General features: G+C 42.2%; 26 protein-coding genes and 3 pseudogenes. 15 read left to right on the forward strand and 14 right to left on the reverse strand.

Annotation, left to right across the window (positions count from 1 at the left end):
- Positions 1 to 33: 33 nt before the first annotated feature.
- Together ACYRY3_RS21905 and ACYRY3_RS21910 are read left to right on the forward strand one after the other, a co-directional pair.
- Positions 34 to 552, forward strand: coding sequence for a hypothetical protein (locus tag ACYRY3_RS21905; protein ID WP_460203746.1), 519 nt, complete (start codon positions 34 to 36; stop codon positions 550 to 552).
- Between the two features lie 975 nt (positions 553 to 1,527).
- Entirely contained in the window at positions 1,528 to 2,103 is a 576-nt protein-coding gene (locus ACYRY3_RS21910) for a DUF1269 domain-containing protein (RefSeq protein ID WP_460203747.1), read from the forward strand.
- Between the two features lies 1 nt (position 2,104).
- Here the strand turns inward: ACYRY3_RS21910 and ACYRY3_RS21915 are convergent, their stop codons facing one another.
- From ACYRY3_RS21915 to ACYRY3_RS21935, 5 genes and pseudogenes are all read right to left on the reverse strand, one after another.
- Positions 2,105 to 2,560 (reverse strand): GNAT family N-acetyltransferase, encoded by a 456-nt coding sequence (locus ACYRY3_RS21915; RefSeq protein WP_460203748.1) that lies wholly within the window; start codon positions 2,558 to 2,560, stop codon positions 2,105 to 2,107.
- A 93-nt stretch (positions 2,561 to 2,653) separates the two neighbouring features.
- Positions 2,654 to 2,940: pseudogene (locus tag ACYRY3_RS21920) on the reverse strand (hypothetical protein); the annotation flags it as partial.
- 187 nt (positions 2,941 to 3,127) lie between these two features.
- Positions 3,128 to 3,652: a hypothetical protein gene (locus ACYRY3_RS21925; RefSeq protein ID WP_460203750.1), complete on the reverse strand. Its 525-nt coding sequence runs from the start codon at positions 3,650 to 3,652 to the stop codon at positions 3,128 to 3,130.
- Positions 3,653 to 3,717: 65 nt separating this feature from the next.
- Positions 3,718 to 4,155: a hypothetical protein gene (locus tag ACYRY3_RS21930; RefSeq protein ID WP_460203752.1), complete on the reverse strand. Its 438-nt coding sequence runs from the start codon at positions 4,153 to 4,155 to the stop codon at positions 3,718 to 3,720.
- 109 nt (positions 4,156 to 4,264) lie between these two features.
- Positions 4,265 to 5,152 (reverse strand): DUF2382 domain-containing protein, encoded by an 888-nt coding sequence (locus ACYRY3_RS21935; protein WP_460203754.1) that lies wholly within the window; start codon positions 5,150 to 5,152, stop codon positions 4,265 to 4,267.
- A gap of 494 nt (positions 5,153 to 5,646) precedes the next feature.
- On the opposite strand from ACYRY3_RS21935, the gene ACYRY3_RS21940 reads away from it, so the two are divergent.
- The 5 genes from ACYRY3_RS21940 to ACYRY3_RS21960 all read left to right on the forward strand — a co-directional run bounded on the left by ACYRY3_RS21940 (position 5,647) and on the right by ACYRY3_RS21960 (position 9,287).
- On the forward strand, positions 5,647 to 6,132 hold the full coding sequence (locus ACYRY3_RS21940; RefSeq protein ID WP_460203756.1) for a hypothetical protein: 486 nt from the start codon (positions 5,647 to 5,649) through the stop codon (positions 6,130 to 6,132).
- A complete protein-coding gene (locus ACYRY3_RS21945; RefSeq protein ID WP_460203757.1) occupies positions 6,029 to 6,664 on the forward strand; it encodes a hypothetical protein in 636 nt (211 codons plus the stop codon). Before ACYRY3_RS21940 ends, ACYRY3_RS21945 begins: the two co-directional genes overlap by 104 nt.
- A gap of 720 nt (positions 6,665 to 7,384) precedes the next feature.
- Entirely contained in the window at positions 7,385 to 7,822 is a 438-nt protein-coding gene (locus ACYRY3_RS21950) for a DUF6918 family protein (protein WP_460203758.1), read from the forward strand.
- Between the two features lie 350 nt (positions 7,823 to 8,172).
- Positions 8,173 to 8,820: a pentapeptide repeat-containing protein gene (locus ACYRY3_RS21955; protein WP_460203759.1), complete on the forward strand. Its 648-nt coding sequence runs from the start codon at positions 8,173 to 8,175 to the stop codon at positions 8,818 to 8,820.
- A gap of 20 nt (positions 8,821 to 8,840) precedes the next feature.
- Positions 8,841 to 9,287, forward strand: a complete 447-nt coding sequence (locus tag ACYRY3_RS21960) for an antibiotic biosynthesis monooxygenase family protein (protein WP_460203760.1) — start codon at positions 8,841 to 8,843, stop codon at positions 9,285 to 9,287.
- A 601-nt stretch (positions 9,288 to 9,888) separates the two neighbouring features.
- Here ACYRY3_RS21960 and ACYRY3_RS21965 read toward each other — a convergent pair.
- Positions 9,889 to 10,560, reverse strand: coding sequence for a hypothetical protein (locus ACYRY3_RS21965; RefSeq protein ID WP_460203761.1), 672 nt, complete (start codon positions 10,558 to 10,560; stop codon positions 9,889 to 9,891).
- 804 nt (positions 10,561 to 11,364) lie between these two features.
- Between ACYRY3_RS21965 and ACYRY3_RS21970 the strand changes: the two genes are divergently transcribed.
- Positions 11,365 to 12,216: a M23 family metallopeptidase gene (locus ACYRY3_RS21970; RefSeq protein WP_460203832.1), complete on the forward strand. Its 852-nt coding sequence runs from the start codon at positions 11,365 to 11,367 to the stop codon at positions 12,214 to 12,216.
- Positions 12,217 to 12,331: 115 nt separating this feature from the next.
- Positions 12,332 to 12,865 (forward strand): late competence development ComFB family protein, encoded by a 534-nt coding sequence (locus tag ACYRY3_RS21975; RefSeq protein WP_460203762.1) that lies wholly within the window; start codon positions 12,332 to 12,334, stop codon positions 12,863 to 12,865.
- Between the two features lie 146 nt (positions 12,866 to 13,011).
- Here ACYRY3_RS21975 and ACYRY3_RS21980 read toward each other — a convergent pair whose 3' ends face one another.
- Positions 13,012 to 13,632, reverse strand: coding sequence for a L,D-transpeptidase (locus ACYRY3_RS21980; protein WP_460203763.1), 621 nt, complete (start codon positions 13,630 to 13,632; stop codon positions 13,012 to 13,014).
- Positions 13,633 to 14,549: 917 nt separating this feature from the next.
- Between ACYRY3_RS21980 and ACYRY3_RS21985 the strand changes: the two are divergent.
- From ACYRY3_RS21985 to ACYRY3_RS21995, 3 genes and pseudogenes are all read left to right on the forward strand, one after another.
- Positions 14,550 to 14,879 (forward strand): annotated as a pseudogene (locus tag ACYRY3_RS21985) (sigma factor); the annotation flags it as partial.
- Positions 14,880 to 14,881: 2 nt separating this feature from the next.
- Positions 14,882 to 15,226 (forward strand): annotated as a pseudogene (locus tag ACYRY3_RS21990) (zinc-ribbon domain-containing protein); the annotation flags it as partial.
- A 314-nt stretch (positions 15,227 to 15,540) separates the two neighbouring features.
- Positions 15,541 to 16,221: a YciC family protein gene (locus tag ACYRY3_RS21995; RefSeq protein WP_460203764.1), complete on the forward strand. Its 681-nt coding sequence runs from the start codon at positions 15,541 to 15,543 to the stop codon at positions 16,219 to 16,221.
- Positions 16,222 to 16,342: 121 nt separating this feature from the next.
- Here ACYRY3_RS21995 and ACYRY3_RS22000 read toward each other — a convergent pair whose 3' ends face one another.
- Complete coding sequence (locus ACYRY3_RS22000) at positions 16,343 to 18,262, reverse strand: FAD-dependent oxidoreductase (RefSeq protein ID WP_460203766.1); 1,920 nt, start codon at positions 18,260 to 18,262, stop codon at positions 16,343 to 16,345.
- 259 nt (positions 18,263 to 18,521) lie between these two features.
- Between ACYRY3_RS22000 and ACYRY3_RS22005 the strand changes: the two genes are divergently transcribed.
- Positions 18,522 to 18,974 carry an Hsp20/alpha crystallin family protein gene (locus ACYRY3_RS22005; RefSeq protein WP_460203767.1) on the forward strand — a complete coding sequence of 151 codons (453 nt, stop codon included), beginning with the start codon at positions 18,522 to 18,524 and terminating at the stop codon, positions 18,972 to 18,974.
- A gap of 117 nt (positions 18,975 to 19,091) precedes the next feature.
- Entirely contained in the window at positions 19,092 to 19,190 is a 99-nt protein-coding gene (locus ACYRY3_RS22010; protein ID WP_460203833.1) for a DUF6888 family protein, read from the forward strand.
- On the opposite strand, the gene ACYRY3_RS22015 is transcribed toward ACYRY3_RS22010, so the two are convergent.
- The 3 genes from ACYRY3_RS22015 to ACYRY3_RS22025 all read right to left on the reverse strand — a co-directional run bounded on the left by ACYRY3_RS22015 (position 19,187) and on the right by ACYRY3_RS22025 (position 21,215).
- Positions 19,187 to 19,633, reverse strand: a complete 447-nt coding sequence (locus tag ACYRY3_RS22015) for a hypothetical protein (RefSeq protein ID WP_460203768.1) — start codon at positions 19,631 to 19,633, stop codon at positions 19,187 to 19,189. The two genes, ACYRY3_RS22010 and ACYRY3_RS22015, sit on opposite strands and share 4 nt — an antisense overlap.
- A 287-nt stretch (positions 19,634 to 19,920) precedes the next feature.
- On the reverse strand, positions 19,921 to 20,247 hold the full coding sequence (locus ACYRY3_RS22020) for a hypothetical protein (RefSeq protein WP_460203835.1): 327 nt from the start codon (positions 20,245 to 20,247) through the stop codon (positions 19,921 to 19,923).
- Between the two features lie 74 nt (positions 20,248 to 20,321).
- Positions 20,322 to 21,215: a pirin family protein gene (locus ACYRY3_RS22025; RefSeq protein ID WP_460203769.1), complete on the reverse strand. Its 894-nt coding sequence runs from the start codon at positions 21,213 to 21,215 to the stop codon at positions 20,322 to 20,324.
- 114 nt (positions 21,216 to 21,329) lie between these two features.
- On the opposite strand from ACYRY3_RS22025, the gene ACYRY3_RS22030 reads away from it, so the two are divergent.
- Positions 21,330 to 21,875: a PadR family transcriptional regulator gene (locus ACYRY3_RS22030; protein WP_460203770.1), complete on the forward strand. Its 546-nt coding sequence runs from the start codon at positions 21,330 to 21,332 to the stop codon at positions 21,873 to 21,875.
- A 37-nt stretch (positions 21,876 to 21,912) separates the two neighbouring features.
- Here ACYRY3_RS22030 and ACYRY3_RS22035 read toward each other — a convergent pair whose 3' ends face one another.
- From ACYRY3_RS22035 to ACYRY3_RS22045, 3 genes are all read right to left on the reverse strand, one after another.
- Positions 21,913 to 22,521 (reverse strand): hypothetical protein, encoded by a 609-nt coding sequence (locus tag ACYRY3_RS22035; protein WP_460203771.1) that lies wholly within the window; start codon positions 22,519 to 22,521, stop codon positions 21,913 to 21,915.
- 348 nt (positions 22,522 to 22,869) lie between these two features.
- Entirely contained in the window at positions 22,870 to 24,507 is a 1,638-nt protein-coding gene (locus tag ACYRY3_RS22040) for a TrbI/VirB10 family protein (RefSeq protein ID WP_460203772.1), read from the reverse strand.
- 28 nt (positions 24,508 to 24,535) lie between these two features.
- On the reverse strand, positions 24,536 to 25,222 hold the full coding sequence (locus ACYRY3_RS22045; protein ID WP_460203774.1) for a hypothetical protein: 687 nt from the start codon (positions 25,220 to 25,222) through the stop codon (positions 24,536 to 24,538).
- Positions 25,223 to 25,256: the final 34 nt, after the last annotated feature.

Here is a 25,256-nt window from a genome sequence, read left to right on the forward strand (position 1 = left end):
AGTTCCGGCGTGTCAACCAATGGTTTACAAATTTTGCCAACCAACGAGCGTCAAGTTCGACCTTTGACAAAACTGGAACCAGAACAACAGCAAGAGGCTTGGCATCTAGCGGTAAAGAGTGCAGGTGGAAAGGTACCAACAGGTCGGCTTGTCGAGGACATCGTTCAACGTATTATGCAGCGCACGCGGGTACCCAATCCCTATCGAGTTGGTGAGGTTTGCCAATTTGTTTCCAAGGGCAATCCAGAACTGAAAGGGAAGGGAGGATGCTGGTGCATTGTGGGTCAAGTCAATGATTTCAGTTGTACTGTGACTGCTTGGGATGGAGAGTACGTTGTCAGATTCGACCATCTCAAATCCCTAGATTATTCGGATTCTGATTGTCAAGAAATGCAAAAGATATGCGATCGCATAACTAGGCTTCGCAGTCATAATATCCTGGAGGACGCAGCACATGCAGTTTTAAGACATCTAGGAGAATTGAAACGTCCTTATCTGACACCAATAGAAGAAGGATTGTTAAGTTTTTTGGAGCAAAAGCACGGGCATTGAAAGATTGCTTTTTGGTGGGTAGGGATGCCCAGCCCACAAGAGATAGATTTTTTAGAATGCTTGTTTAAAAGTTGTTCATTCAGAAAGTAAAGATTGGTTTCAATAGGAATACTTATCTCAATAGCAGTGTTAGTTTAGTAATTGAAGCTAATAGCTTCCCTGGCAGATTTAACAGCCATGAGTAAAAAGTTGAATTGATTTAATGAGGTAGAAAGCTGTTTATTTATCTGTCTCGTCAACCAAGAGCAGCGCCCAAGACGAACGCTTAAATTTCCTCCCATTAGTTATGGAGGGTAATGTGACCGAGCTTTAGTCCGATCGTCAGGACAGGCGAGCGGTACAACCCTAGGTAAAGTTATAAAGAAGAGGAAATTACTAGGTCAGTAGAAGCTTGGGTGTTGCTATTTTAATAATTCTGCTGTTGCACTTGAGAAATGCAGATGGAGGAGATAGCAAAGATGGGAATCTTTTTATTATTAGGTTTTGGCTTTCTCTGGCTTATTGGCTTAACACTTTTAGCAGAAATTTGGTTTTACGAAGAAGAGCAGCAGTTGTGACTGCAAAATCTAATGAGAAAATTATGAAAGTCTTTCTGGGTTTTAGGAATGTCGGGAATGTCGGGTTAAATGTTGGGTAGAGTTCCTCAACCCAACCTACAGCTTTTTTTGTGTGACGACCTACTTAATCCTAATTAAATAGGTATCTTTTCATATTTATATATGTTGATATTTTTCTATTTATATCTGGTGATTGATGAATATATATTTCATAAAATATAAGATTAGAAGAATAAAAATAACAACGAATTTAATACAGCAATTCTGTAAAAAAATGTGAACTGATTGTTATGGCTGTCATTTGTCCTTATGAATACGAAGGATTGATAAATGACAAAGGACGACTTTGCAGGAGAGTGTCACAACCTTGCAGGGGATTGCTGTAGTTGCTTAGCCTCATTTGTAACTGTAAAAAAAAATGAACTCAGGTAAACAAAAGCGTATTCTTGGCATATTTCCTAACCTTTACGATGCAGAGTTTGCCCTTAACGAACTTCGAGATGCTGGTTTTTCTATGGAAAAGGTTTCTGTAGTCATGCGGGATGGTAGCGGTATTGAGGAGAATGCGATCGCTACCATTAGCAATTCGCTCAATACTAATAGCTTGGTATCCAATGATAATAACGGAAAAGAAGCTGTTACACGGGGTGCAATTGCAGGTAGTGCATGGGGAGGCGTAACAGGTTTGTTAGTAGGTTTTAGTGTGTTGCTTATGCCTGGAATTGGTTCTGTAACAGTAGCAGGTTCCGGTCTGGCTACAGCCTTTTCTGGTAGCGCAATTGGCGCAGTCACTGGTGGATTCCTTGGTACATTAATGAGTTTGGATATCTCTGAAGAGGTAGCTAAAATCTATAACCAAGAAGTATCTCAAGATGAGTATTTAATCTTAATAGAAGGCTTTGACAGGGATCTGCATCAAGCCGCATCCATCCTTCTTGAATTGGGTATTCAAGAATGGAAAATATATAATGCACCAAATCTAAGTAGAATGTAGTTCAATCATAGGCACCTAGCCAAGGACCATCCAAACTACAGGTGTGTACCCACACTCGGTTTGCACCAATTGCCCATGCTCGTTCTACTCCGACGCTGAGCAGGTGCCCTCCCAATCTTTGCCCAATAAACTGTTGTAAAATACCGAAATAGGCAACTTCCACATTTTTCTCTGGTTGAACTTCAAGTTCAATGTAACCTGCGGGAGTACCGGAAACGTAAGCAACCCAAGTTTCTAATTCTGGTCGGTTCAGATAAGCTAACCAACGTTCATAATTCCAATTTAAGCGATCGAGCCAATACCAATCTCCCCCCACGCTGGTATAAAGAAAGCGACTGAATTCAGGTGAAGGAATTTCTGCTTGCTCTATTTTCAGCTTATTGTTTCTTGGCTGTACTGGCTGTAGTTGCTTGGAATCGAGCATTTCTAAATACCAAGTGGTGATTTCAACAAGCATGGTATGGCATTGCCAAAGGTATTCATTGAACCAAGTTTAATAAAAAAAGCCTCTCGATTAAGAGGCTTAACTATGAACTCGATAGAACACTTATTAACTGAATAGATTGGAACCAGACACTGCTAAAGCTCCCGCTATTGCTGAAGCCGCCAGAGATACAAAAGCTGTATTAAATAACCACCAAGCAGCACCTGCAACAGTTTTCTTCGTTTCTATTGCTTGTTTTTGAGCTTGCTCTTTGATGGCAGAAAGGCGTTTTTGTGTTTCTTGTTGGATAAGTTCAGCAGATAGAGTACGCTATCTCGTAAGGATTGCAGTTCTTGTGCCCGGTGTAAAATATTGTCGCGGGTACGTTCGAGTTGACTAACAATATTATTAGCAATCAGGAAATGCCCCAAAGGTTTTATTGGCTAGTGTTATAAGCCTGGTAAAGGGCTCAGTCACTAGCCATATAATATGCCTTACTGATTTAAGAGATACGCCTACAGTTTCGGCAATGACACTTTGGGGATTGTCCAAGGCTTTTGAAGCATTCATCCAAGGAACATGGATATATGGGATAAGTGCTTACCTACGATGACCAAACCACTTAGAAGCGATCGCTCCCAAAGCTGCTCCTACTAATGGGTTGCTGAGAAACTTCATAATTGCTGGTTGCTCTGCCATCACTTCTTGGAACACATCAGGATGGTTATGATAAACAAAAGACGCAAGTTTGCTGACATCATCAGCTGACATCCGGTTGGGGTGATGGGTGGAAAGCCCTAACTGTTGCTCCAGATGGCGCTCGTCCAGACCTCTTTGCTTTAAGTGCTTGAAAAACGCCCGCGCTACATCATCACGTTGATTGGGCTGAATCTGAGCGATCGCCTTTTGAAGTTCTGGCTCCATCTGGCTCGGAGGGATGTTGTTATGATTTAAAGAATCACGAAACAATTGACGGCGTTCATCATGGGATGAGCGTTGAGCAAAATCGTCAAAGTTTTGGTATTCTTTCGTTTGATTGGATGGGGGAGCATCATCAAGGGATTCGACATTTCCTTTAGCCAAGTCATTCATAATTTGGCGTCTGTATTGTTCGCTGCTGCTCATTGTACTTGTCTCCTTTTCTACTTCTTATTAACAGAGAATGTTCGGTTTTTCATCAAATCAAGTTATTATTTATACTCAATTTGATTTGATTGCGTATCATATTGAGCCGTCAAAATCAGTTTTTTGTCTGGTGCATATACCAAAACTGTCAGGTCTTGATTGGGGAAGTTACGATGAAAACCTTGGAGTAAAGATTTTGCCAGTGGTTGTACCTCTGTCGGACGAACTTGAGGTGCAATCACAACACCTAACTTGTTGTTATCGCGGACATAGGCATCTTGAACGATACCCTTAGCTGTTGTAACAACCCAACTGCCAAAATCCTGACCCTCTGTAGTGTTACCCCGTTCCAACTGGGCATAGTCCCCACTACGACTAATGGATGGCGATAATTGCGTTGGTTGTTTAGCTTGAACCGTACCACTACAGGCTGTAGTTGTTGTTAGTACTAAAATCAAGACTAAAGCTACGAAAATTTTGCGAAGCTGTTGAACCATTCTCAATTTGACCTCCTATCTAAGCTTTTTAACTCTTTTGCGACATCAATCTGCTTGAAGTCCTTTTTATACAAGTAGATAGAAACCACTCCTACTTAAATGTGGTTTAGCTAGGTTAGACGCGGTCAGTTCTATCCACTATTGGACGTCCTTCCATGTCAATATCTAACTCTTCGCGCCGAACTGTTTCTTTAGCCTCAACGGTTTCTTGGTCTACTACTTTCCGCACTCTGACTTCTTCCCGTACAAAGGCTTCTTTCCGGATCTCAGGAGTTTCTTCGTAGATTTCCATTCGAGCGACTTCGCCTTCAGTGAAGTTAGCTTCACCAGGGGCAACAGCTCTACCCGCGTCTTGTGGAGTCACTCGCTCAACAACGACTCGCTCTTTTTCAATGGGAACAGAAACCCGTGCAGTTTCGGTTTCAATGTGCTTGCCTAGGGCGACTTCTCCGGCTTTCCGGCGCTGTTTGTTGGCAATCAACCTTTCTTGGTAGAGTTTGAAAGTTTGGTCTTCGTGACCGCTGACATCGTACAGATCCGGCTCTTGCGAATAGTTATAGGTATTGCGGTTGTAAGAAGCAGTGCCACTACCAACTGTTGGTTGTGCTAAATCAGCCGCAGATGCTGAGGAAGATGCTTCCACAGGTTTTGTACGATATGCCCCACGCACCCGCTCTTCATAGTCGTAATCAAGGGGCATGCCGTCTTTGTATTCGGGCAAATTTTCTGCTTGTTCTTTTGTCATTCCAACTACATAAACACGGTTTGCGCTAGAGCTAATCCGCGCACGACCAATGGGTAGTAAGACTTTCTTGCCAAAAATCCAAAAGCCTAAATCAAGGATTAAATAGCGGAACGCACCTTGCTCGTCTACCATTACATCGCTGACTGTGCCAACTTTATCGTCAGTTCCTTCAACATAGACGCTCATTCCATGAATATCGTTACCCTGAATAGTATTGCCATATTCTGGATCGAATTCGCTAAGTTTTTGAAGTGGCATTATCCTGTTCCTTAAAATTTTCGCTCTTGATACTTAAATTAGAAAAAATATTCAACATAGTTCATCTCTCTGAAGATTGAATTCATTTTTTTGACCTTAGTAAAAGTTAATAATTTATTGGATTGGAATAAATTTCAAAAATATATTCGTAAGCTGAAAGCTCCCTATTAAAAGGCTTTTTAGAATATCCTTTGCCTAGAAGTTCTAATTTTGGTGACTGGTCTCTAGATAAAATGTAAGGTATTCAAACCAGTATCTCTTTAGATTTTATGCTAATTTTGTCTTTTACTTAAACCTTACATTTACTAAATAAGGTTTGCTGTCTTTAATTTTTATTTGTAGCGTTACTGAAAACTCTACTTTTATCAATCTTGAGAAATACATAACTTATTCCAAAAGATTGATAAGAAGTTCCTAAAAAAATGTAGAAATACTATTAACGGCATCAATAGATTTGTGAATAAGTCATTTTGTCCTGCTACTAAGGAGTCACAATGGTCGTAGGTGTACATCGGCGTGCTGTAGGCGTATTGACTCATCGTCTGGATGCAGAACACGCTCTGTATGAATTGAGAGATTCTGGCTTTCCGATTGAGAAAGTCGCTGTGGTTGCACAGAATGCAAGCCAGAATGATGGTCTTGCTGGTACTGCAATTAGAGAGCGCGTTGGCGATAAAGTTGACGAAGCTGCAACAGTAGGGGCAATTTCTGGTGGTGCTTTGGGTGGATTGGCTGGTTTATTAGTCGGTCTTGGCAGTTTAGCAATCCCCGGTATCGGTCCTATAATGCTCGCCGGTGCAACTGCAACTGCCTTGGCTACAACTCTTGCAGGAGCTGGTATTGGTGCTGCTACTGGTAGTTTGCTTGGTGCATTGATTGGTTTGGGAATTCCACCAAGAGCAAGCTATAGGATACAACGAACGAGTAGAGCGCGGACACTACTTAGTTATCGTAGATGGCACAGATGCAGAAATTGCTAAAGCAAAAGCTATTTTACTACGTTGGGGTATTGAAGAGTTTGGTATTTATGACTACCCCAACGGCAAGCATGAAACTACAGATTATGTCTCTACGACTCCTCCGACTAGTGCCATTCCTTATAGGGGTGTGAATCTAACCAAACACGCTATCGGTTACTTTAGCAAGATTGGCGATGCTGAAGCTGCAATTCACTATTTATACACGATAGGTTTCCCATTGAGCCAAATTTCCCTAATTTGTAGAGACTTTTCTCAATTAGAACAGTCAATGGGTGTTACTGTGAGCGATCGCTTTGACGCCATGAGGTTAGGGCTACCAGATGAACGGGCTCGCTTTTACAACGACCAAATCAATCAAGGCTATTACGCGGTTATTGTCAGTGGCACAGACAATCAGCTTCATCATGTTAGCTCTCCTCTTGCTTGGCATGGGATTCAAGAGTTGCAAATTTACGACCCAATGTTAATTCGTTCCACAAGTCCTAATAACGCTGCAGTGCCTGTTGCTCACTCGACTGCTACTAGTGCTTAGTTATTCAGCCTCCACCAGGTAATGTTATCAGAGAAGCTAGAAAAGCAAAAGGATGGTCTAGGGCTTTTTTCGCTGCAATTATGGAGAAAAGTATTTCTTGGGTTGATGCAATTGAGATCGGTCATCGTAAAGTGTCAGAAGGACTTGCTTAAGCTGGTTAATAATTTGGAATTACACTAGTACAGAAAGGCTAAAGTATGAAGGATAAAGGATGAAATTAAAAGGCTTACACTGTAAGCTTTGGAGCGATTTACAATAGTCGCCTTATTTACGCCGACTTGTACTAGTACAGAAAGGCTGAGGCATGAAGGCTAAAGCAATAATAAGCACTTGGGCACCTTGTAATTTTACGTAAATTTTACAAAAAACTCATTATAAATTTACTAATGGTTAGGATTGTTTAGGGTAAATCAAATTATAAGATAGTAGCGGTCTCCTAAAAACGTTGCATAAATCAAGGAAGGTGTGCAACATTTATGGAAACTTTATCAATGGCTATTGCAGAATCGGTGTTTTTAGAATTAGAAATGACTAAGGCTAATTGTTTCGCTCTTTGTCAGTAATAATTCTAGTTTTCTTATTGCTGATTTTTATATGTTGAAATAACATGAAACAGTTGATGAGTAACCTCTAGCTCTCATACAATTTTTTGTAATTTCCTGTTGGCTAGACAAATTAGTTGAATAGAAATTAGGCACCTTGACGTTAAGGAGAAGCGAAATGAAACTGACTGATGGTCTTGTAAACCCAGATAAAAAGAATATACTCGTGGCTGACTGCACAAAGTTGCTAGACGAGCAGGTCGGTTCAATGAAAGGAGTTTCTGGTCTCGCCATAAAAGCAGGCTATGCGGCTATAAAGGGAATTGCGCCGGATTATTGTTCTGGTGCCATTGAGCGGCTTCTGCCAGAATCCTTCACGGCACTCGACCCTATTTGGAATGAGGGTGTACAGACCGGCAATCCAGTTGAACACCTCACCCAAAATCGCGATCGCACTGCAGATGCATTGCTTGGTATAACTGACGCAAAAATCGAGAGAAGCAAGAACACGACCGTGCGAGGCGTGTACAATAAACTCCGCAGCTCGGCTAAGAAGCACGTGGAAGATGCAGTACCGAACTTAGCCAAAATCATCGATAACTATACCAAGAACTAATCTGGTCTTCGGTGGTAATAAAAACTTCAGGGCTTGCAGCACTATTACGGTAAGTTAGCAAAGAAAAAATGTCTCGCGGTACCAGCCATTTCTGTATCCTCTTTCCTGAGGGAAGGCATTTATCAACAGTGTACCGCAGGCTAGTTCAGCGCGTACTAAGATTGCTGACTCCTTTAAGGTATAGCGGAAATGGCTGGCAGTTTGCGGCCACCGCTACAACTAAAAACTTATAGACGTTATCATGAAGGTACGGGTCTTCTGCATCCGCTGCGCTTATTACTGCGATCTGCCGCTATGCTGTAGCGAAGCTATCGCATACCGGACTCAAGCAGATGTCCGAACCTTAAGATATGAGAAACCTTATATTAACTAGCTTTGAGAAATGGTTACAACGTCAAGAGCAATCTATTTTGTTATTTAATTCAATTGCTGCAGCTCAAGACATAGCCTATATGCTTAACGGCGAGTGGGATGGTTGCAACAGTGTAACGATATCTAAATGTGATGAGGTAGCTGTGAATGCGGCTGCTAGTTTAACGGAAGCCCAATGGTGTTACCAAGGCGCTTGTGAAGCTGTTTTACACAGATTGGTAGCTCGTGAATTTCTACATCGTTATGCAATAGGAGAAAGAAACTTCATCAATGCAAATCTAAGATGTACACAGCTTTGTTCGCTTTCTTTAACAGAAGTCAACCTAAGTTGGGCGAAATTGCATTTAGCTAATCTTAGTGGAACTAACTTAAGTCAAGCACGCTTAACAGCAACAGATTTTCGAGAAGCCAACTTAAGTGATGCTAATTTGAGCCGAGTGCAGTTAGTGAGAGCCAACTTGACATCAACTAATTTAGTTCGGGCAGATTTAAAAGGGGCGGATTTAAGTCACGCCTGCTTGGTTAATGCTAATTTACAAGAATCGGATTTAAGAGGCGCAAATCTTTCTGGGGCAGACCTAAGAGGAGCTAATTTGAGTGAGGCACTTTTTGATAAAAGTTTTTGACTAGTTAAGGAGGGACTACGATGTTTAGAAAAGAGCAGTTAAAAATCTTTGTTGTTATTTTAACTGCCTTGCTGTTTGTGGTACTAATACCAATTGTTAGTTCCGCACAGAAATCTCCTTCTTCGAACATTACGACTTCTCCACAACCTACAATGGTGGCTCGTATGTGGCATGGTAGAACACCATCTGCAAAATCTTCGGAATACGCAGAACATCTTTATGAAGCTGGCATTAAAAAAATACGTTTAATTGATGGAAATAAAGGTGTTCATGTATTTCGACGCACCGATGATAAAGTAGCAGAATTTTATGTTATTTCCTATTGGGCTTCACGAGAAGCAATTAAGAAGTTTGCAGGTGAGGATATTGAGAAAACCAGCCACTTACCAAGAGACAAAGAATTTCTTCTCGAACTTGAACCTAAAGTAAAGCATTTTGATTTGCTTGTTAATGAGTGGAGCAACTGATAATTCATCACTTAAGTTCGTTAATTTCTTGCTGTTTGAGGTTATGTTGTTTCAGTAAATGTATTATCAAAATTCCTATTCTTTCCTGCATAAAAAGCTCGTCTGCATCATCCAACGTAAATCACAAAAGACATAACCACTACTTTCTTGGAAAATAGGTTTTTGTATCATTTACTTTCCTTTCCTGCCACAGCATCCTTAGATTTGCATTTTTCAATTTCAGTCATGGGTAATAATAATGTTTCTATAATATTATCTTTAACTTCTTGGCTAATACTACAACTGCTTTAAGACTTCTTCTCGATCTTTCAAATAAGTTAACAAGAATATTATTAGTGCGATCGCTCGCAATGCTTTACAAGAATAAGTCGGGTCGTAGAAAGAGGAAATCTCAGAAGTGATTCTGGGAATCCCACTCCTTTTAGGAGTGGGAGAATGTCAAAATACAGTGCTTGCTATTTTTGCTCTGGTACTCACAATTCTAGTAAGTCACATGATTTATCTACTGCTACCAGTAAATTAAGTGGAGCAAGTGATAATTTATCGCTTGCTTATTCAATCAAGAGCGTATTTCTACTTTCCCCAAAGGGTTACCTCTTGACTATACTATAGTCTTGTGTTTTTCACTTACGGTTTGTGGCAAAGACTCAGGCAGTGAGAAGATGAAACAAACAATGCCACTCATGACCACTTGCTCACCACCATCTTCTATAAGCCCGAGTAAAGTATACAAGGAGGGAGACTTAACCGCTATGTGAACCATATCTACTACAATCCCAAATAAAGCGAGAGCAAACAGCGCTAGGATCAGATATCTGGATGTTTTTCTGGCAAAGCGATCGCTGAAATAATAGGTAATACCGATAAAAATTAGAAAAAATAAACTTACTAAAATAGATACCGTAAGTTCCCCAAAGTCTTGTGCGCGTAAGTTGAACCAGCTAGAGAAATTGAGTTTTCTACTTATAAAAACGCCTAACTTTTCGTGAATCTGAAGTGAATCATCAAGTAACAAATAAAAGAACAACAAAGACCAGATTAAATAGAGAAAAGAACGCTGGCGGAATGCTAAAAAGCTTAATAAAAGAACGCTCCAATATTCTTTAAAGTATTGAAATATCTCTGCATATCCTCGGTCTTGTTCAATTGAAAAAGAAGAATTTGAAATCAAGTCAGTATACGTATAAATGATGTGAAGAGCGATGAAAGTAAAGTCCATTGCTAAAAGTAAGTACAAAAGTTTACTTGACCAAGTGCTGAGATAAAGTTTCACTGAAACGCCTCCTTGAGCTTGCTACCTAATAAGGAACTAAAACCCGCAGAAAATCACAGGCTAAAAACGCTTTTCTACTGCAGCACTTCCTGAGCTTGAACAGTAAGCACTTGCGTTTACCCGAGACAATATAGTTTGGTTAAGAGTTGTTTATGAGAATTTCAGGTGTACCAAAAGCTCCAAACATCTTGTCTGAACAGGGTTTATCGGTAGATGAATCTGAGTCAAATAGTACTGGGATTTACCAATCGCCGTGCTGTACCTGATAACCAATAATTAATTATTGCTTAACCAAAGCATAATTTTTACTACCAGGCAGAAAAGTGACAAAGCTGTAACCGGGTATTGAGGCGATATCCTGGCTAAATCGTGCAATTTTGTTTAAGCTGTACGACTTATAGCAGTTTTCATCTGCATGAAATGCACCCGATGTAGGGGCACAAGGCTTTGCGTCCTTATATTGGAAGTACTACAACGTGTATTATGGCTCTGGCATGTAGGGTCTACCTCCCTTTATCCCCCTAATAAAGAGCTTGCAGATCCAATTCCCTCCCCTTGATAAGGGAAGGACTAGGGTGGGGTAATATTTCAGACTTTTGTGTACGCGTAGCCTTATAAAGCAGGACAGGAGCATTCTTGCTTGTCTTATGTTAAAAACAACATGGAAGATGGGAACTACCCGTCCTCATGAGTTAGTCTGTTCTAAAAAAAGAATTAAGTTTTTGCGCCTCTATGCCTAGTGATATGACGACTGTATATAGCGTTAATATTTCTGAGAAAAAATTAAAAACCAGCAGCCCCATCATGAATGCTCTCTTTGGGATGTTCGCCGCTTTACCTGTTGCATTCGCGTCCCCTGCACAAGCTTTACAAGTACAGGTGAGCCCACCAAGCCCCCAGCTTGGAGATACGATATCAGTTGTGGTCAATTTAGACAATACCAATCCCGGCACCAATGTGACTGTCACAAGTAGCGATGAAAATTACCCAGCATATGAAATTGCACCCAATCAATATCGAGCTTTTATTCCCACAACACCATTGGAAAAGCCCGGAACGAGAGAAATCCAGGTTTCAGCAGAGGAACAGGTAAAAAACTTAACCGTACAAGTACGGGCTCGTAAGTTTCCCGTACAACGGATTAATTTACCTCCAGGAAAAGCTGGGGTGAAAGCTACAGAGTATGAACTTCAGCGTGTCGCAGCTTTCAAGGCACTGCAAACCCCAGAAAGATACTGGAACGGTCCTTTCTTAGCACCAAATAGAGGACGAATTAGCACAATTTATGGCGTTCGTCGCTACTATAATGGTAAATTCGCAAATGATTACTACCATCGCGGTCTAGATTATGCTGGAGGAGCGGGTTCACCTGTAGTTGCTCCAGCTGCTGGGCGAGTAGCGTTGGTGGGTAGAGTCTCTGAAGGTTTTCGAGTCCACGGTAACGTCGTTGGTATCGACCACGGTCAGGGAGTGACCAGTGTTTTTTTGCACCTCAGTCGCATTAATGTTAAAGAAGGCGATATTGTGCAACCCGGTCAGCTTATTGGTGCGGTTGGTTCAACAGGTGCTTCCACAGGACCACATTTACACTGGGGTCTGTATGTCAATGGTAAATCCATCGATCCTGTCCCCTGGCGAAACCAAGAAGTTAAATAACAATTTTCTGAGAAAATAACTTTTTGCGTATTATTTGGTTCTTAAATTGGGCACAATAAGTAGGATTGGTACCGTCCCAACCTTGCTTGGATGGCTTAATATTATGATGGGCATTATGAGTATAGAAAAAATTGTGGAACAAGCTCTTCAGGATGGTTATCTTACACCAGCAATGGAAGCAGAAGTCGGGCGAATTTGTGATAACGCTAGCGAACTGTCAATAGAAGAGTACATGGCGTTGGATCGACTGATGGGAGCGCTTTTAACTGGTGAGGTGATGGCGGTACCACGCAAACAGTTTATTAACGTCATGGAAGAGTTGGTACTTACAGAGGCAATAGCCCGCGTCGCAGAAATTGAAGCAACTAGCGAAAGTTCTCTCGATGTGGGAGATATTGCTGCTTATGCCCTCAACCGTCTGCCACCCCTGTATGCCACTACAGAAGAAGGTGCTAACTACCAGCGTCAACGCGCTAGAGCAGAACTTCAGGAATTGATTGCTCAACAAGTTAATGAGGCAATTGCTCGCAGCCTCGACAGACCGACTGTTGGAAATACTCCAGTCGGAACCAAAAATACGAGTAATGAAGTTTTGCGTCAGGTTAGTTCGTTGCTTGAAGCTTACGCACCTCAATTTGAACAAAAATAAATTTGGTCATTAGTCATTAGTCATTGGTCATTTGTCATTAGTTATTTGCCAAGGACAAGGGACTAAGGACTAATGACTAATGACCGTTGTTGTGTCATTAGTTATTCACCAAGGACAAAGGACAAAGGACGAAGGACAAAGGCCTATTATTCGCGTACTTCTACTGGTGTACCCAAGGTGACTTGCTTGTATAAAATGTGTACATCTGGATTCCGCATACGCAGACAACCGTGAGATATAGCAGCACCCACGAGCTCATCATCCGGTGTGCCGTGAAAACCAATTTGATTGCGTCCATCAGTCCAAAAACCAATCCAGCGATCGCCTAAAGGGCTATCAATCCCTGACGGGAAAACTTTACCTGTAATGGGATGCTGCCAAATAGGATTGCGTTGTTTGTGCAAGATTTGGAATGTACCTGTAGGTGTTTCCCAGCCTTTCTTCCCAACACCAATTGGGTAACTTGCTATGACTGTATCCCCACGGTAAACATAAACCCGGCGATCGCTTAAATCAACCAACAACTGGCTGTTTTTAGATGCTGGGTTAATCGTTTGTTTTGAGGTAGGGTGAACCGACAACAAAGTTAGGGAATTATGACCATTTGCTTTGTGTTCTCCACTCGTCGTTCTTTGTTTTACCTTCTGTTCAGTTTGAGGTGCCATAGAAGTTGTAATCCGCCAATGGACAACGAGGGATAGGAATGCAGTACCAAAACAGAGAAACATTACTATACGCGTTAAAGAGTCATTTCTTGCCATCGCCATTGTCTATCTTCTCCAGCACATCCCACTCTTTGATTTAGCTATGAGCCTACCTTAGTCTATCTTGAAGCGAAAAGTCTCTTCATTAGTAGTTTGCACAGGAATACTGACTAGTTTTTTATACTTTTATCATGTAGTTACGAAAAATTCATAAATAATTATCACTCCCCTCATGAATTTTTTGATAATCCTGGGCACACTAGGGCTATGGAGAGATTGTGCCACTGCTTATATTTGAAAAACGTTGCTGAGAGAACCTTCGCTCCTTGGAACTCTTTCAAAATGCAGCCATCAATCATCATAGGTGTGGGTGGGAGAAAAGCCATGTTGGAAAAATTATTCCTAGCGGTTACAATTACTTTTTCTTTGAACCTGTTTTTGCAAGTTGAAGGCCCTCAAAGAAGCAATACAGAGACAAATTACCTACAGCAATCTGAAACAACAACTAACGTTGTTGTAACGCTACCAAGGAAATAGAAGCAGGAGAGTAGGGGAAAAATGGCTTTTTTCCTCTATTTCCCCAAGTTCCGATTTTCCCAATGGCGTTCTAAAATTGGAACATCAGAGGCATCAGTACAGTAATCCCAAGCAACCCGATTTTTTGTACGGCAAAGACCGAAATTTGGTTGAATCAAGCAGTAGCAACCGGATTTTTGTCTATTGTATCGAGACTCAGAGCGTAGATTGCAAGTAATAAATGTTGCGATTATCAAAGTAATATTACTAAATTTTCTTCTAGGTGGACGGATGAAGGTGCTAATATCTACGCAAAAGACATAGGGAGCAGCCAACTGTCCTGCTATGCATCTACCAAAGTTGTATACCTTAGTGTTCCAGTCAAAAATCCGTCACTCACTAAGGGAACATACACCTGATTAGCAGGTCTAATAGATAGGGAAGATTTAAAGCCAGTACGATCTATGAGTCAATCGATTACTGTATCCTGGTCAACGGTTGATGCGAGGCTTCCTGAAGCGTCAGTGCAAGTTGACAAATTATCAAATCACGACCTAATTCTGCGCTGTCAAGCTGGACTGCGTCCGGATCGTGCTGCGTTTGCCGAGTTGTTGCGTCGCTATCAATCTCAAGTTGACCGGGTGTTATATCATCTGGCTCCCGATTGGCCCGACAGAGCTGATTTAGCTCAAGAGGTTTGGATTCGCGTGTATCGGAATATCAACCGATTACAAGAGCCGTCCAAATTTCGGGGCTGGTTAAGCCGCATTGCTACCAACTTGTTTTACGATGAGTCTATGGTGAACGTTACTCCTGCTCAAATATGGAAGTCGGTATGCCAGACATTGAGCTTTTGGCAAAGGCATACGGCATTACGGGCATGGTGATTCAAAATCGTGATGAATTGCAAGATGGAATTGCCAAGATGCTCGCCCATGACGGACCAGTTATTGTCGATGTCCGTGTCACTAAAGACGAAAATTGTTACCCAATGGTAGCCCCAGGTAAGAGTAACGCCCAGATGATTGGTTTACCACGCCAACCTCAGAAAGCATCACTTGAACCAGTTTATTGCGGCAACTGCGGTGCCAAGAATGCTCCCGGCAATAACTTCTGTCCTGAGTGCGGGACAAAGTTGTAATATTTTCTTTCCCCTTAAACAGATCTAATAATTGCGGCAATGTCGGAACACTATCCGTATTGCCGCATAAATTTTTTATGTCCTATATAAAGAAGCAAACGCGTTCACCAGTCTTGCCGCCTGCAGTGCTGTTAATTTAAAGCACGATTTTGGGAATACTGAGTATATAAAGGTTCTCAGTTGCGTGAGATACAAAGAGAAATATAAAACTCTTGTGGGCTGAACTCACTGTTGGCCCTAGTGTATTTAAACAAAACGGGAATTGCTATGTACTTGTGCCCATTAAAAACATCAAGAATCAGGAAAGTTAAATCGTGGGAAGAATTAAGGAAGCGGTGACTCTTTTTAGCGACAATATTATCCTATTTAGCGCCATTATACTTACGGTCCGATTCCCCGCTAATATTTTATCAGAGATAATTATCCATAACCTAACACCTACAAATGATGAGTTCACTAGATTTGCTACAGAATTAAGAGTTTATAGCTTTTCAAGTGCAATTTTCGATCCAATTTATGTAGGTTCTCTCATTTACTCTTTGTGGCAAATCAAGCAAGGTCGTAATTGTAACTATTTTAAAGCAATATTTGTGGGAATTAAGAATTGGGGAAAAGTTTTTACTATTCGCTTTGTATCTGGATTTTTTCAATCCTTAGGATTTTTAGCCTTGATTATTCCTGGAATTGTAGTGGCAGTCAGATATAGCTTAGCTGATTCTATAGTTGTTATTGAAGGATATAGCAATGCATCATCTGTACTCAGACGTAGCGCTTATTTGACGAAAGGAAAAAGATGGCAAATATTTGGATATGGTTGTTTAATAGTATTAGCTGTGTTCATTTACTCCATTATTATAGGAATATTTTCCATTGTTACAGACAATCTTGTAACTAGGATAATAGTTTCCTGTATTGTAGACTTAATTTCAGCTATAATTCCTATTTTATTATTCCTGTTTTATTGGCAAGCAAGGCAAGCAGGAGAAAATGTTTAGTACCTCGTCGAATGTGTTATAGCATTTCACATTAATCGTAATACATATAAACCTTGTAGAGACGCGCTGTTTGAAGCGTCTCTACACTATCTATTTGTATTATTTTTTTCGGAAAACGATATTACCAAGAAAGACGCAAACCTTGCTTTTTCATCACTTGTTGCAATTGAGGCATTCGTTGTTTTGAAACAATCTGGGCTGGCGTTAAATCTGGTTGAGACAACAGCCAAGCTGCTGTCGTTCCAGATGCTGCCCCAATACCCCACTCGCTATGATGAATGCGAGTCACGGCGTTGACAATATGAGTGACGGCTATGCCCTTGCTACCAATCAAGAGATTATCTATTCGTTGAGGAATCATACTTTCCAAGGGGATCGTGGTGGGTCGAACTACAAACTCTCGGGCAGGGGCTTTAGCTGCTTCGTTTGATGGTTCCCAGTTACGATAGCGACACCCATGTATATCAATATCATAGTGAGTAACAGCGACTACGGTTTTTGAGAAATCGCGACCACCTGAAACATCTGTTCTAATATCTGCTTCCCGCATCATGAACTCGTTCTGTCCGTAAGCTTTGCGTCCTAAAATCCGGCGTCCTTCCCGAATGTAAGGCACCACACTTAATCCTGAAACTGTGCCCATAGGAGACTCGGTTCCAAAGAGGTAGGCAAGAGGGAAACCGGGTCGAGTTTGAGTTTCTATCAGCCATTCCGCAAACAAAAGCGCATGGTTTTCACCGTTCTTAAGTGCTTCTAAAGAAAGCCCCCCCATCCAGTTCTGGCGCTGTCCGGAGGCGTTTAGCTCTTCTTGTGTCAGAATCAAAGGCGGATTCATTAGGTTCCAATCGTTGCCTCGATTCCAATTCACCATAGTTATGTCCCCCAGGATAGGGGTATCAACAAAGGGGTCGCTGCGTTTCATACTGACAATACGTCTGTAATTAAAAAAGCTTCGACCCGCAAAAATGGGAATCCCTTTGACAGAATAATCTTTCCGATGTTCTTTTTCTGACATTCCTGGCACAACACGTGATAGGTGAGTGCGGCTTAAATCGCGATCGTCATAAATGGCAAGTGCAAAGGGAAAGGTGAATGCTTGGGTACATTGGGGGTTATCTTTGGGCGCTGCGTGAATTTCACCTGTTGTGGCACGAGATTCCGATCCCAGTCTATGGGGAATACCTGCCCATCCTATCAACTCCCCGGTATCAGTAGCATCAATAACTATCATGCGATCGCCAAGAGGAGGTTGCAATCGCAGTGGTACTTTTTCAAATTCTTCATTGTCAAACCAGGAGTACCATGAGGCGAGTTCTTGAGAAAGGCGACCTTTAGGAACATAGTTAGAATTACGCGGTATTCTTCTAACTGCATGAATTGCCGTAATCTGCCGTCCGTTACTATCAAATTCAGCGCCTTTAAAGGCTATTGAAGTTTCCCAACGACTGCCAGGAGCACGACTGGATGAAGACTCCAGCAATTTTTGTGCTGCCTGCGCCCCAGCCTTGGGAGGAAAACACAACTTACCCACCCAACAGCTATTAATATCCTTTACCTTGAGAGGAGAAGAAATATTTGACCATGCGGGCAGTTCTACAGGTTGTTCTTTGATTAACTGCTTAAATTCAATCCAACTTCTTGAATGATTCTCCTTTGCACGCATTGCCAGCGATTCATCAACAGCCGATACCCCTTGGGAACTAATTTGTCCCCCAAGCCAAGGAGTCAGTTCAATTAAGCAAGTCTTTGCCCCTCCTTCCATTGCCTTGGAAGCAGCTGCGACTCCTCCTAAAGAACCGCCAACAACAACCACCGAGCATTCCCAAACCTCCTTTGCCTTTGGGAGGGGGCTCAGTTGGGGTAAGCCATTCTGTGTTATAGAGGATTTAACTTTTACAGGTGAGGTAGGTGTCGAATCCAGTTTCCAGGTTGGCAGGAGTAATGCAAACTGGGTACGGAGATAAATCAAGCCAAGGGCAGCAAGGACACTTAAAGGTAATATCAGGAGAAGGATCTGACTCAGACGGTGGGGTAGCTTCACTATCGGTAGACAAAAGGGAACATGTTGTCATCTTTCAAGTGTTTATCTTAACCCTAAATCTTTTTAAAAGTTTTAAAAACAGTTTCCTTCCGGTACATTACACTTTTTCTATAAGTACTATTATGGTTCGGTATTCATTATTGATTTTGGTTCCTAAAACCGAACCTCTACCTCTTATATTTTTGAATACTATAAGAATCAAAGCAAGTGAATTGCTGAATTTTTTAAATAAAATACTACAGACCAAGAGAGGAAAGATATGACACTAGCTCGTTGGAACCCCTGGCAAGAAATGAACACTCTACAACGTCAAATAAACCGCTTATTTGATGATGCTCTTGTCCCAACAACATGGTTAGACACAGAGTTGGCAAAAGTTCCTGCAGTTGAGTTACAAGAAACAGAAAATGCTATTCATCTTAAAGTAGAACTGCCAGGAATGGAAGCTAAAGACCTGGATGTACAAGTCACAGAAAATGCTGTTTCTATCACTGGTGAACGTAAGTCAGAAACTAAGACTGAAGAGAAGGGTGTGACCCGCAGTGAATTCCACTATGGTAAATTCCAGCGCGTTATTCCTTTAAACGCTCGCATTCAAAATACAAATGTCACTGCGGAATACAAGGATGGTATCTTGAATCTGACTCTTCCTAAAACAGAACAAGAAAAGAACAAAGTTGTTAAGGTAAACCTAGACCAAGCTACTGCCTAATTGATTCTCATCAGTGATTAATTTTATCTTTAGGCTTTTTAACTTAAATGCACAGTAGGTTAGCCTAAAGGTAAAGCCCAGTCGTTAGAAAGCGGCTGGGCTTTTTTAATATTTAGAATCTGTGCTTCCCTAGCCAATATGTTTGTATCGGTTCTTCTGGTTTGTATTGATAATCGCACTGGGGACTTAATAATCATTGCTGGCAAAGAAACTTAAGTTGAACGCGTGTAAGTAGCTTTTTTAAGTCCTAGTTGTTCAACACTGATTGCTTTACCTTCACGCTTGAAATCAAAACCTTTAATCACTCTTCCGTGAATAAACAATGTCCATGCTTGTTTATTCTCTTCAATCCAGATTGAATGATACTTTTCAGCAGACCGGAAAATAATCGAACCTGGTTTGTACCATCTGACACCTGCTTCGGTTTTTTCCCAGTAACCACCCTTCAAAATAATACTTATATTAAACCAGGGATGATTGTGGAGTATTCCTTTGTACCATTCAGGACGATCTAAAATTTGATTAAGTGTAATGTTAAACCACCTATTGTTAGGAAATAAAATAAAGTGAGTATGTTGTCGGGGTTCTTTTTCGTCTGTATCATTAAAAGCTGTTAGACGAGGACGAGACTCTAAATACTTTTGAAATAGTGAGTACATAAGCAGTAACCGTTGTGGTAAACAGTCCTTTTCCACTCTAAAATTACCGATTTTTTATAGGGTGAGTGGCAAGCAACAGCTATCGGTGGGCAGTGCCCACCCTACGTCTCTAAAATTATCGATTATTTTAGGGTGGGTCGTGTTGAACAATAGCTAACAGTGGGCAGTGCCCACCCTACGTTTCATATAACAATATACAACTGTTATCTGAATTGTTAGTAGTCAGTAGTTGTGTAGCAAGTAACCACTAACTACTAACTACTAACTACTAACCCTAATGGCCAACATTACTTCTGAGCCAGAATCTGTGTAATCTCAGCATTTGCCAACGCAGCAGCTGGTTCACGTTGCAGAGCATCATAGTACTTTCTGCCGAATGTATCGCCATCCTCGGATGGCGTAAGCAGCGTGCGAACACTATCAATCAGACTCTCAGCATCGTTCAATGATAGGGGTTCGTCGCCTTGGAGTGCCTCATCAATTTCGACAACTAACATAGAGATTTGACGCAACCAAGCGAATTGCTCGTGAGAGATTAGGAGTTGCAGCAGTTCTCCTCTGGAGACTCGCCCACGTACTTGTTCATAAGTTATACGCTCTGTATCCAGTAAGATTTTATGCAGGTGAAGTAGTTTGTTACGTAGGGCAGACAGACGTTGAAGTGTTGATTGTAAAAGTTGGTCAGTCATTATACAGTACCCATCCTTCCGTTTTGATAATCTTCAAAGGCTTGAATAATTTCGGCTTCGGTATTCATCACAAATGGACCGTAGCGAACAATTGGCTCGTTCAGTGGGACACCAGCAATCAACAGTACCTCCAATGGTGTTTTTGCATCTTCTGGATTGGTGATGGCTGCGTCTTCGCCATCTTGGGAAAACAGAACCATTTGTCCATCCCCCGCACGTTCAGCATCTGCACCAAATACCCCTTTACCTTCAAGCACGTAAGCAAAGGCATTATAATCTCTTGGCACAGGCTGAACTACTGTTGCCCCAGGACTGAGGGTAAAATGTAGGTACAAGATTGGTGTTCGGGTTGCGATCGCAGCACTCGCACCAAAAGCACTTCCTGCAATGACTTTCACCGTTACCAAGCCGTCCTCAGTCCGGACACTAGGAATGCGTTCAGCAGGAATTTCCTGGTAGCGAGGCTGGATCAACTTATCGCGCTGCGGTAGATTGACCCAAAGTTGCAACCCATGCAATTGCCCACCAGTACGAGCAAATTCCCGTTCCGGAATTTCTGAGTGAACGATACCCGCTCCTGCTGTCATCCATTGCACATCACCAGAATTAAGGATTCCAGTGCGTCCTTGGGAGTCTTTGTGCTCCAAGCGCCCTTTAAGGAGGTAAGTCACTGTTTCAAAACCTCGGTGAGGATGATCGGGGGCTCCCTTTGCTTGACCGGGCTTAATTTCAATCGGACCTAATTCATCTAAAAGCAGGAATGGATCGAAGTCTGAAAAAGTACTCTTTGGGAAAGGACGACGCACGAGCATACCATCACCCTCTAGGGTTTCGACACTGCTGATGATGCCTGCTACAGTCCGCTGTCCTTTGCTAAGGTGTATGGTAGCCATGCCACCCTCCTTTTAAATGTTATATCCTATATATGATTAATCATATATTAGCACAAGCTTATATAAGTACTAACAGTGTAGTTTATAGTACCTCAAGGTTCGGAAAACCGTATTATGTCATTAGCACACGCAATTATGGGATTACTGAAGCAGGAAGAGATGACGGGCTACGATCTCAAAACGCGCTGCTTCGATCGCTCTATTGCTCATTTATGGCAAGCTGACCAAGCCCAGATTTACAGAACTCTTGAGAAATTGGAAGAGCAAGGTTGGATTAGCTGTACAGTCGAGATTCAGCACGATCGCCCAAACCGTAAAGTTTACTGCTTAACCGAAGCAGGTAAATCGGAATTAGTGAGATGGCTTCAGTGTCCCCAACCACTGCCAACTATACGAGACCCCTTACTCATTCAGATGTTTTTTGCGGGTCAGTTACCGAACGATGCCATCATTCGCCTGTTGGAGAAACAGTTAATTGCCCGTCGAGAGAAAATTGCTGAGTGTGAAGAGATCGAGCTACCGCCCCTTGGAAATTCCGCTGCTAGCCGTGACCAAGTCTTGCAGCGGCTGGTGCTGGAACTCGTGCTGCAACAGGAACGAACGTATATTGACTGGTTGGATACGGCGATCGAGACTATCCGCAACCAAACTCAATCTTAAGTCGGCTTGAAATAGGTCTCATTTAGCTTGCCATATTCTAGTCATCTATCCTTTGTACACCGACACTCCCATAATCTTGTCTGTTGTTTCCTCTGACGCAAGGAGTCGTGCTAGCAGAAGGAACATCGGCGAAAACTGCTAAGGTGTTATATTCAGGGGTACCATTGCTGTAGATAACTCGGAAGGTGTACAGCTTTCTTTGTCCTTGCTTTTCAGTAACCACTGTTAAAAGTGTAGAGTTAGTGTTGGGAAGCCCAGGAATGTCGAGTTTTTTAATTCGTCTCAGGTGAATCACGCTTGCTGCTGAATTTTCACAATCTCCTGTTTCCGAGCCTTGTTGACCAAACTGCATGCATACAGGACCATCAAAATCTAATGTCACCTGGGAAGGGTCGTCCAACCAAACTTTTTTAATTGTTTCTCCTGTTTGAATAAAACTTAAATTTGTTCCTTGTTGAAACCAAACTGTGATTTGTGGTATCGCTCCCCCTAAACCTTGGGCTTGGCAGGAAAAGATGGAACGCAAAACAGAGTTCTCCGCAAGAGCGCGACCTGCTAGCAATAAAATTGCAGTTGAGAAAAAGAGGGAGAGAGGGAAGAAGTAGGGATTGCGTGGGGTGTGTTTTTTATGGTGAATGTTGTTCATAATACTTTGCTACAGGTATAGCTATTGGCTCATAGCATATTGGGTTTTTAACCACAGATAAACGCAGATGGAGGCAGACATTTTTGTGTTTTATCTGCGTGATTTTGGGTATATCAGTTGTTCAATTTTGCGATTTTAAATTTGTAGATAAATATGCTATGACGGCGATGGCTGATAACTGTTGGTTTTATCTATGGCTACTAGGGTATATCAGTGGTTACAAGAAATCAAGTTATTATCAAGTTTAAAGGTGTAGAAGAGAAAGTAAAAAGTACAAGTCACTTTTTACTTTTCACTTTGCTAGACTTAGCCTCCACTAATGAGGTTGACACACGATCGCAAGAGCAATTAAAACTGAGTCGAGCGAGCAACTATAACTTCCATTTTTGTTCCTGCTGGTAGCCACCAAATATTCGTTCTTTGTGCCTTTTGGGATTGTGCCTGTTGGCTGCGTCGCATTATTTCAGGGACTATAGATCTCATACCTCCATCTGCGATTGCAGCTGCAATGTTGTCGGTGTTCTCATCCTCGCAAATATAATCGCGATCGTTGTCACCACTACTTAAAATGTTGTCCACCAAGCGGCACTCTCTCCTAGGACGATTAATTAACTCTCCTGCTTTTTGAGCGCCCCCAAAGGCAAATAGCATGGCATCACGCCCAAGGGATGACCCTCCACCACCACTTGTATACTGGGTGGCGACGGGTGGTTTACCCCCAGCACCGCTAATCATCAACGCACCTTGCGGTACACTCCTTTCTATACGGTTGCCATTTTCTTCCCAGACAACTTTGTCTACATTAAGATCCAACAAGCCTCCTTCAGAAATAGAAGCAACTTTAGTGTGTAGCTCTGCATTTGCGGGTATGGCAACAGAACCATCTTCAGCTTTTAATGGTTCCCTTAACTGCACCACAAATACTTGATTATTATTATTATTGTTATCGCGACCCCTATTGGTTGTCCCATACAGACCTTTTACTAAGGTAGCCTTGGCGCTAGTCCCTACTACTGTCGATTTGGATGATTTGGTTCTTCGCTGTGCTACCGGGCTAACTGCAGAGCTTTCTGGAGGCTGAATTCTGATAGGCGGTCTGGGAGTCACCAGAGGTTGGGGTGGTTCTATACTTGGTCTACTAGCGATTGTTGCATTACCGGCATTTTGATTATCAGGGGTAGACACCTGACCGTAGCTACCCAACTTTGCTAACCTTGCCCACTCCTGAAGGGGATCTGGGGTTGGTGGTGGGGTAAATTCCACAGATGATTGCGTATTGGGAGTCGCAAGTGGCGGTGGAACTGGTGGTACTGCGGCGGGTAGGGGGTTGGGTGTTCTTCTTGCTACAGCCTGAGACGGTCTCACGGGGCGATCGACAGTTACAATGCGATCGCGGTAAACAGTTCGCACGACGGGCGCTGCGGGTACCCTTTGTACTACCACCGTTGGTCTATCTCTGGAGAAATCTCGCGATTCCACCCGTGGACTTGGTCTAAGAGCCACGCGAGGGGTTGTTGGTTGTACGTTTCTCAGTTGTTGCTGTGCTGCCTTCACTGCTGCTGCTTGTTCGCTCAGAGCAAGTTTCGATTTCAGTGCCTCATTTTCTCTTTCTAACTGCTCCATGCGTGATTCTGGTTTGGGCTGCGGTGGGGCTTCCGGTACCAAAGCGCGATTTTGAGTGTTGGGCTTATTATTCGTGCCGCTCATAAGCTGGGTCAAAAACGTGCCAGCAACTACAACCACAGTCAACGTTGCCGCCCCCACTACGCCTACCTTGGCAAAGGGATTAGATGACAGGGGTTGCTTCGTTTGGAGTTCTTGAGGGTCTTGTGGTTCAGGAAGTGACGGCTGAGTTATGGCAGTTGAGCCCTCATCAGGAGAAGGAGGCTCTTCTTCCAAACCAACCAATCTTGCCATCCGTGATTCCAAATCCAGAGAGTCTTCTGGTTCAAAAGGGTTATCTGAACTATTGTAAGAACTAGCCATTGTATTATTTAAGTAGATAGGCTTTACTTTAGGAACAGTTTTTATCTGTAATCTCACATATATTGTATATTTCTAGCTTTGCTTCGCCGAGACGATGCACTGCTAAATCCAAAGGAAGCGGCACTTTGGGTAGTGATGTTGCCTGTTCATCTACTGCCTGAACTAAAATTTGTTTCCGGAAAGGAGTTGTCTCTCCCAGTGAGTCAGAACTGGTAAAAACTGTGTGATTGCCAACTATCTCCACTTTCCACTTGCCATCCTCACCCTCTATCTTTGTTGGTTCAGAGATTCTTTGTACAACGAAGACAGATTCAGTGCCTTGATTGATATTGCCTGCTTGATTGTTTGGAATTAATTTATTAACTTCAAGCTCGAATCTTTGCCGCACACCACCACCTAGCAGTTGAGAAGTCAATTGCCAGACTGTTCTGGGTGGCTGTTTTTGCGACCAGGTTAACATCAAGGTCATGGTCTCACCGACAAAGCGCCGAATTGTCTCCGGATTACGTTCCGTATTCTGTTTGGGGTCTACTGTTATGGCACTACCATCTGCAAGTTGCACCAAACTCTGAGAAGCATTTCTACGATTTAGCTGCTGCAACATAGAACCGTGAAACATAAGTACCAATAAAGCCAACATATTTAGACCAAATGTTGCTACTGCCAGCAGTGGTAGTATATTTGTTTTCTTGTTTTCTTGTTTAAGTAATTGCATTTACAATTAATCATCTAAATTTTCAATGTTTTTA

Source organism: Scytonema sp. NUACC21 (assembly GCF_054684315.1).

Excerpts from the sequence above, each read along its gene's own strand:
- ACYRY3_RS21910 (WP_460203747.1), top strand. The coding sequence starts at position 1,528 with ATGAACTCAGGTAAACAAAAGCGTATTCTTGGCATATTTCCTAACCTT.
- ACYRY3_RS21915 (WP_460203748.1), bottom strand. The coding sequence starts at position 2,560 with ATGCTTGTTGAAATCACCACTTGGTATTTAGAAATGCTCGATTCCAAG.
- ACYRY3_RS21925 (WP_460203750.1), bottom strand. The coding sequence starts at position 3,652 with ATGAGCAGCAGCGAACAATACAGACGCCAAATTATGAATGACTTGGCT.
- ACYRY3_RS21935 (WP_460203754.1), bottom strand. The coding sequence starts at position 5,152 with ATGCCACTTCAAAAACTTAGCGAATTCGATCCAGAATATGGCAATACT.
- ACYRY3_RS21940 (WP_460203756.1), top strand. The coding sequence starts at position 5,647 with ATGGTCGTAGGTGTACATCGGCGTGCTGTAGGCGTATTGACTCATCGT.
- ACYRY3_RS21950 (WP_460203758.1), top strand. The coding sequence starts at position 7,385 with ATGAAACTGACTGATGGTCTTGTAAACCCAGATAAAAAGAATATACTC.
- ACYRY3_RS21955 (WP_460203759.1), top strand. The coding sequence starts at position 8,173 with ATGAGAAACCTTATATTAACTAGCTTTGAGAAATGGTTACAACGTCAA.
- ACYRY3_RS21960 (WP_460203760.1), top strand. The coding sequence starts at position 8,841 with ATGTTTAGAAAAGAGCAGTTAAAAATCTTTGTTGTTATTTTAACTGCC.
- ACYRY3_RS21970 (WP_460203832.1), top strand. The coding sequence starts at position 11,365 with ATGAATGCTCTCTTTGGGATGTTCGCCGCTTTACCTGTTGCATTCGCG.
- ACYRY3_RS21975 (WP_460203762.1), top strand. The coding sequence starts at position 12,332 with ATGAGTATAGAAAAAATTGTGGAACAAGCTCTTCAGGATGGTTATCTT.
- ACYRY3_RS21980 (WP_460203763.1), bottom strand. The coding sequence starts at position 13,632 with ATGGCGATGGCAAGAAATGACTCTTTAACGCGTATAGTAATGTTTCTC.
- ACYRY3_RS22005 (WP_460203767.1), top strand. The coding sequence starts at position 18,522 with ATGACACTAGCTCGTTGGAACCCCTGGCAAGAAATGAACACTCTACAA.
- ACYRY3_RS22015 (WP_460203768.1), bottom strand. The coding sequence starts at position 19,633 with ATGTACTCACTATTTCAAAAGTATTTAGAGTCTCGTCCTCGTCTAACA.
- ACYRY3_RS22025 (WP_460203769.1), bottom strand. The coding sequence starts at position 21,215 with ATGGCTACCATACACCTTAGCAAAGGACAGCGGACTGTAGCAGGCATC.
- ACYRY3_RS22030 (WP_460203770.1), top strand. The coding sequence starts at position 21,330 with ATGTCATTAGCACACGCAATTATGGGATTACTGAAGCAGGAAGAGATG.
- ACYRY3_RS22035 (WP_460203771.1), bottom strand. The coding sequence starts at position 22,521 with ATGAACAACATTCACCATAAAAAACACACCCCACGCAATCCCTACTTC.
- ACYRY3_RS22040 (WP_460203772.1), bottom strand. The coding sequence starts at position 24,507 with ATGGCTAGTTCTTACAATAGTTCAGATAACCCTTTTGAACCAGAAGAC.
- ACYRY3_RS22045 (WP_460203774.1), bottom strand. The coding sequence starts at position 25,222 with ATGCAATTACTTAAACAAGAAAACAAGAAAACAAATATACTACCACTG.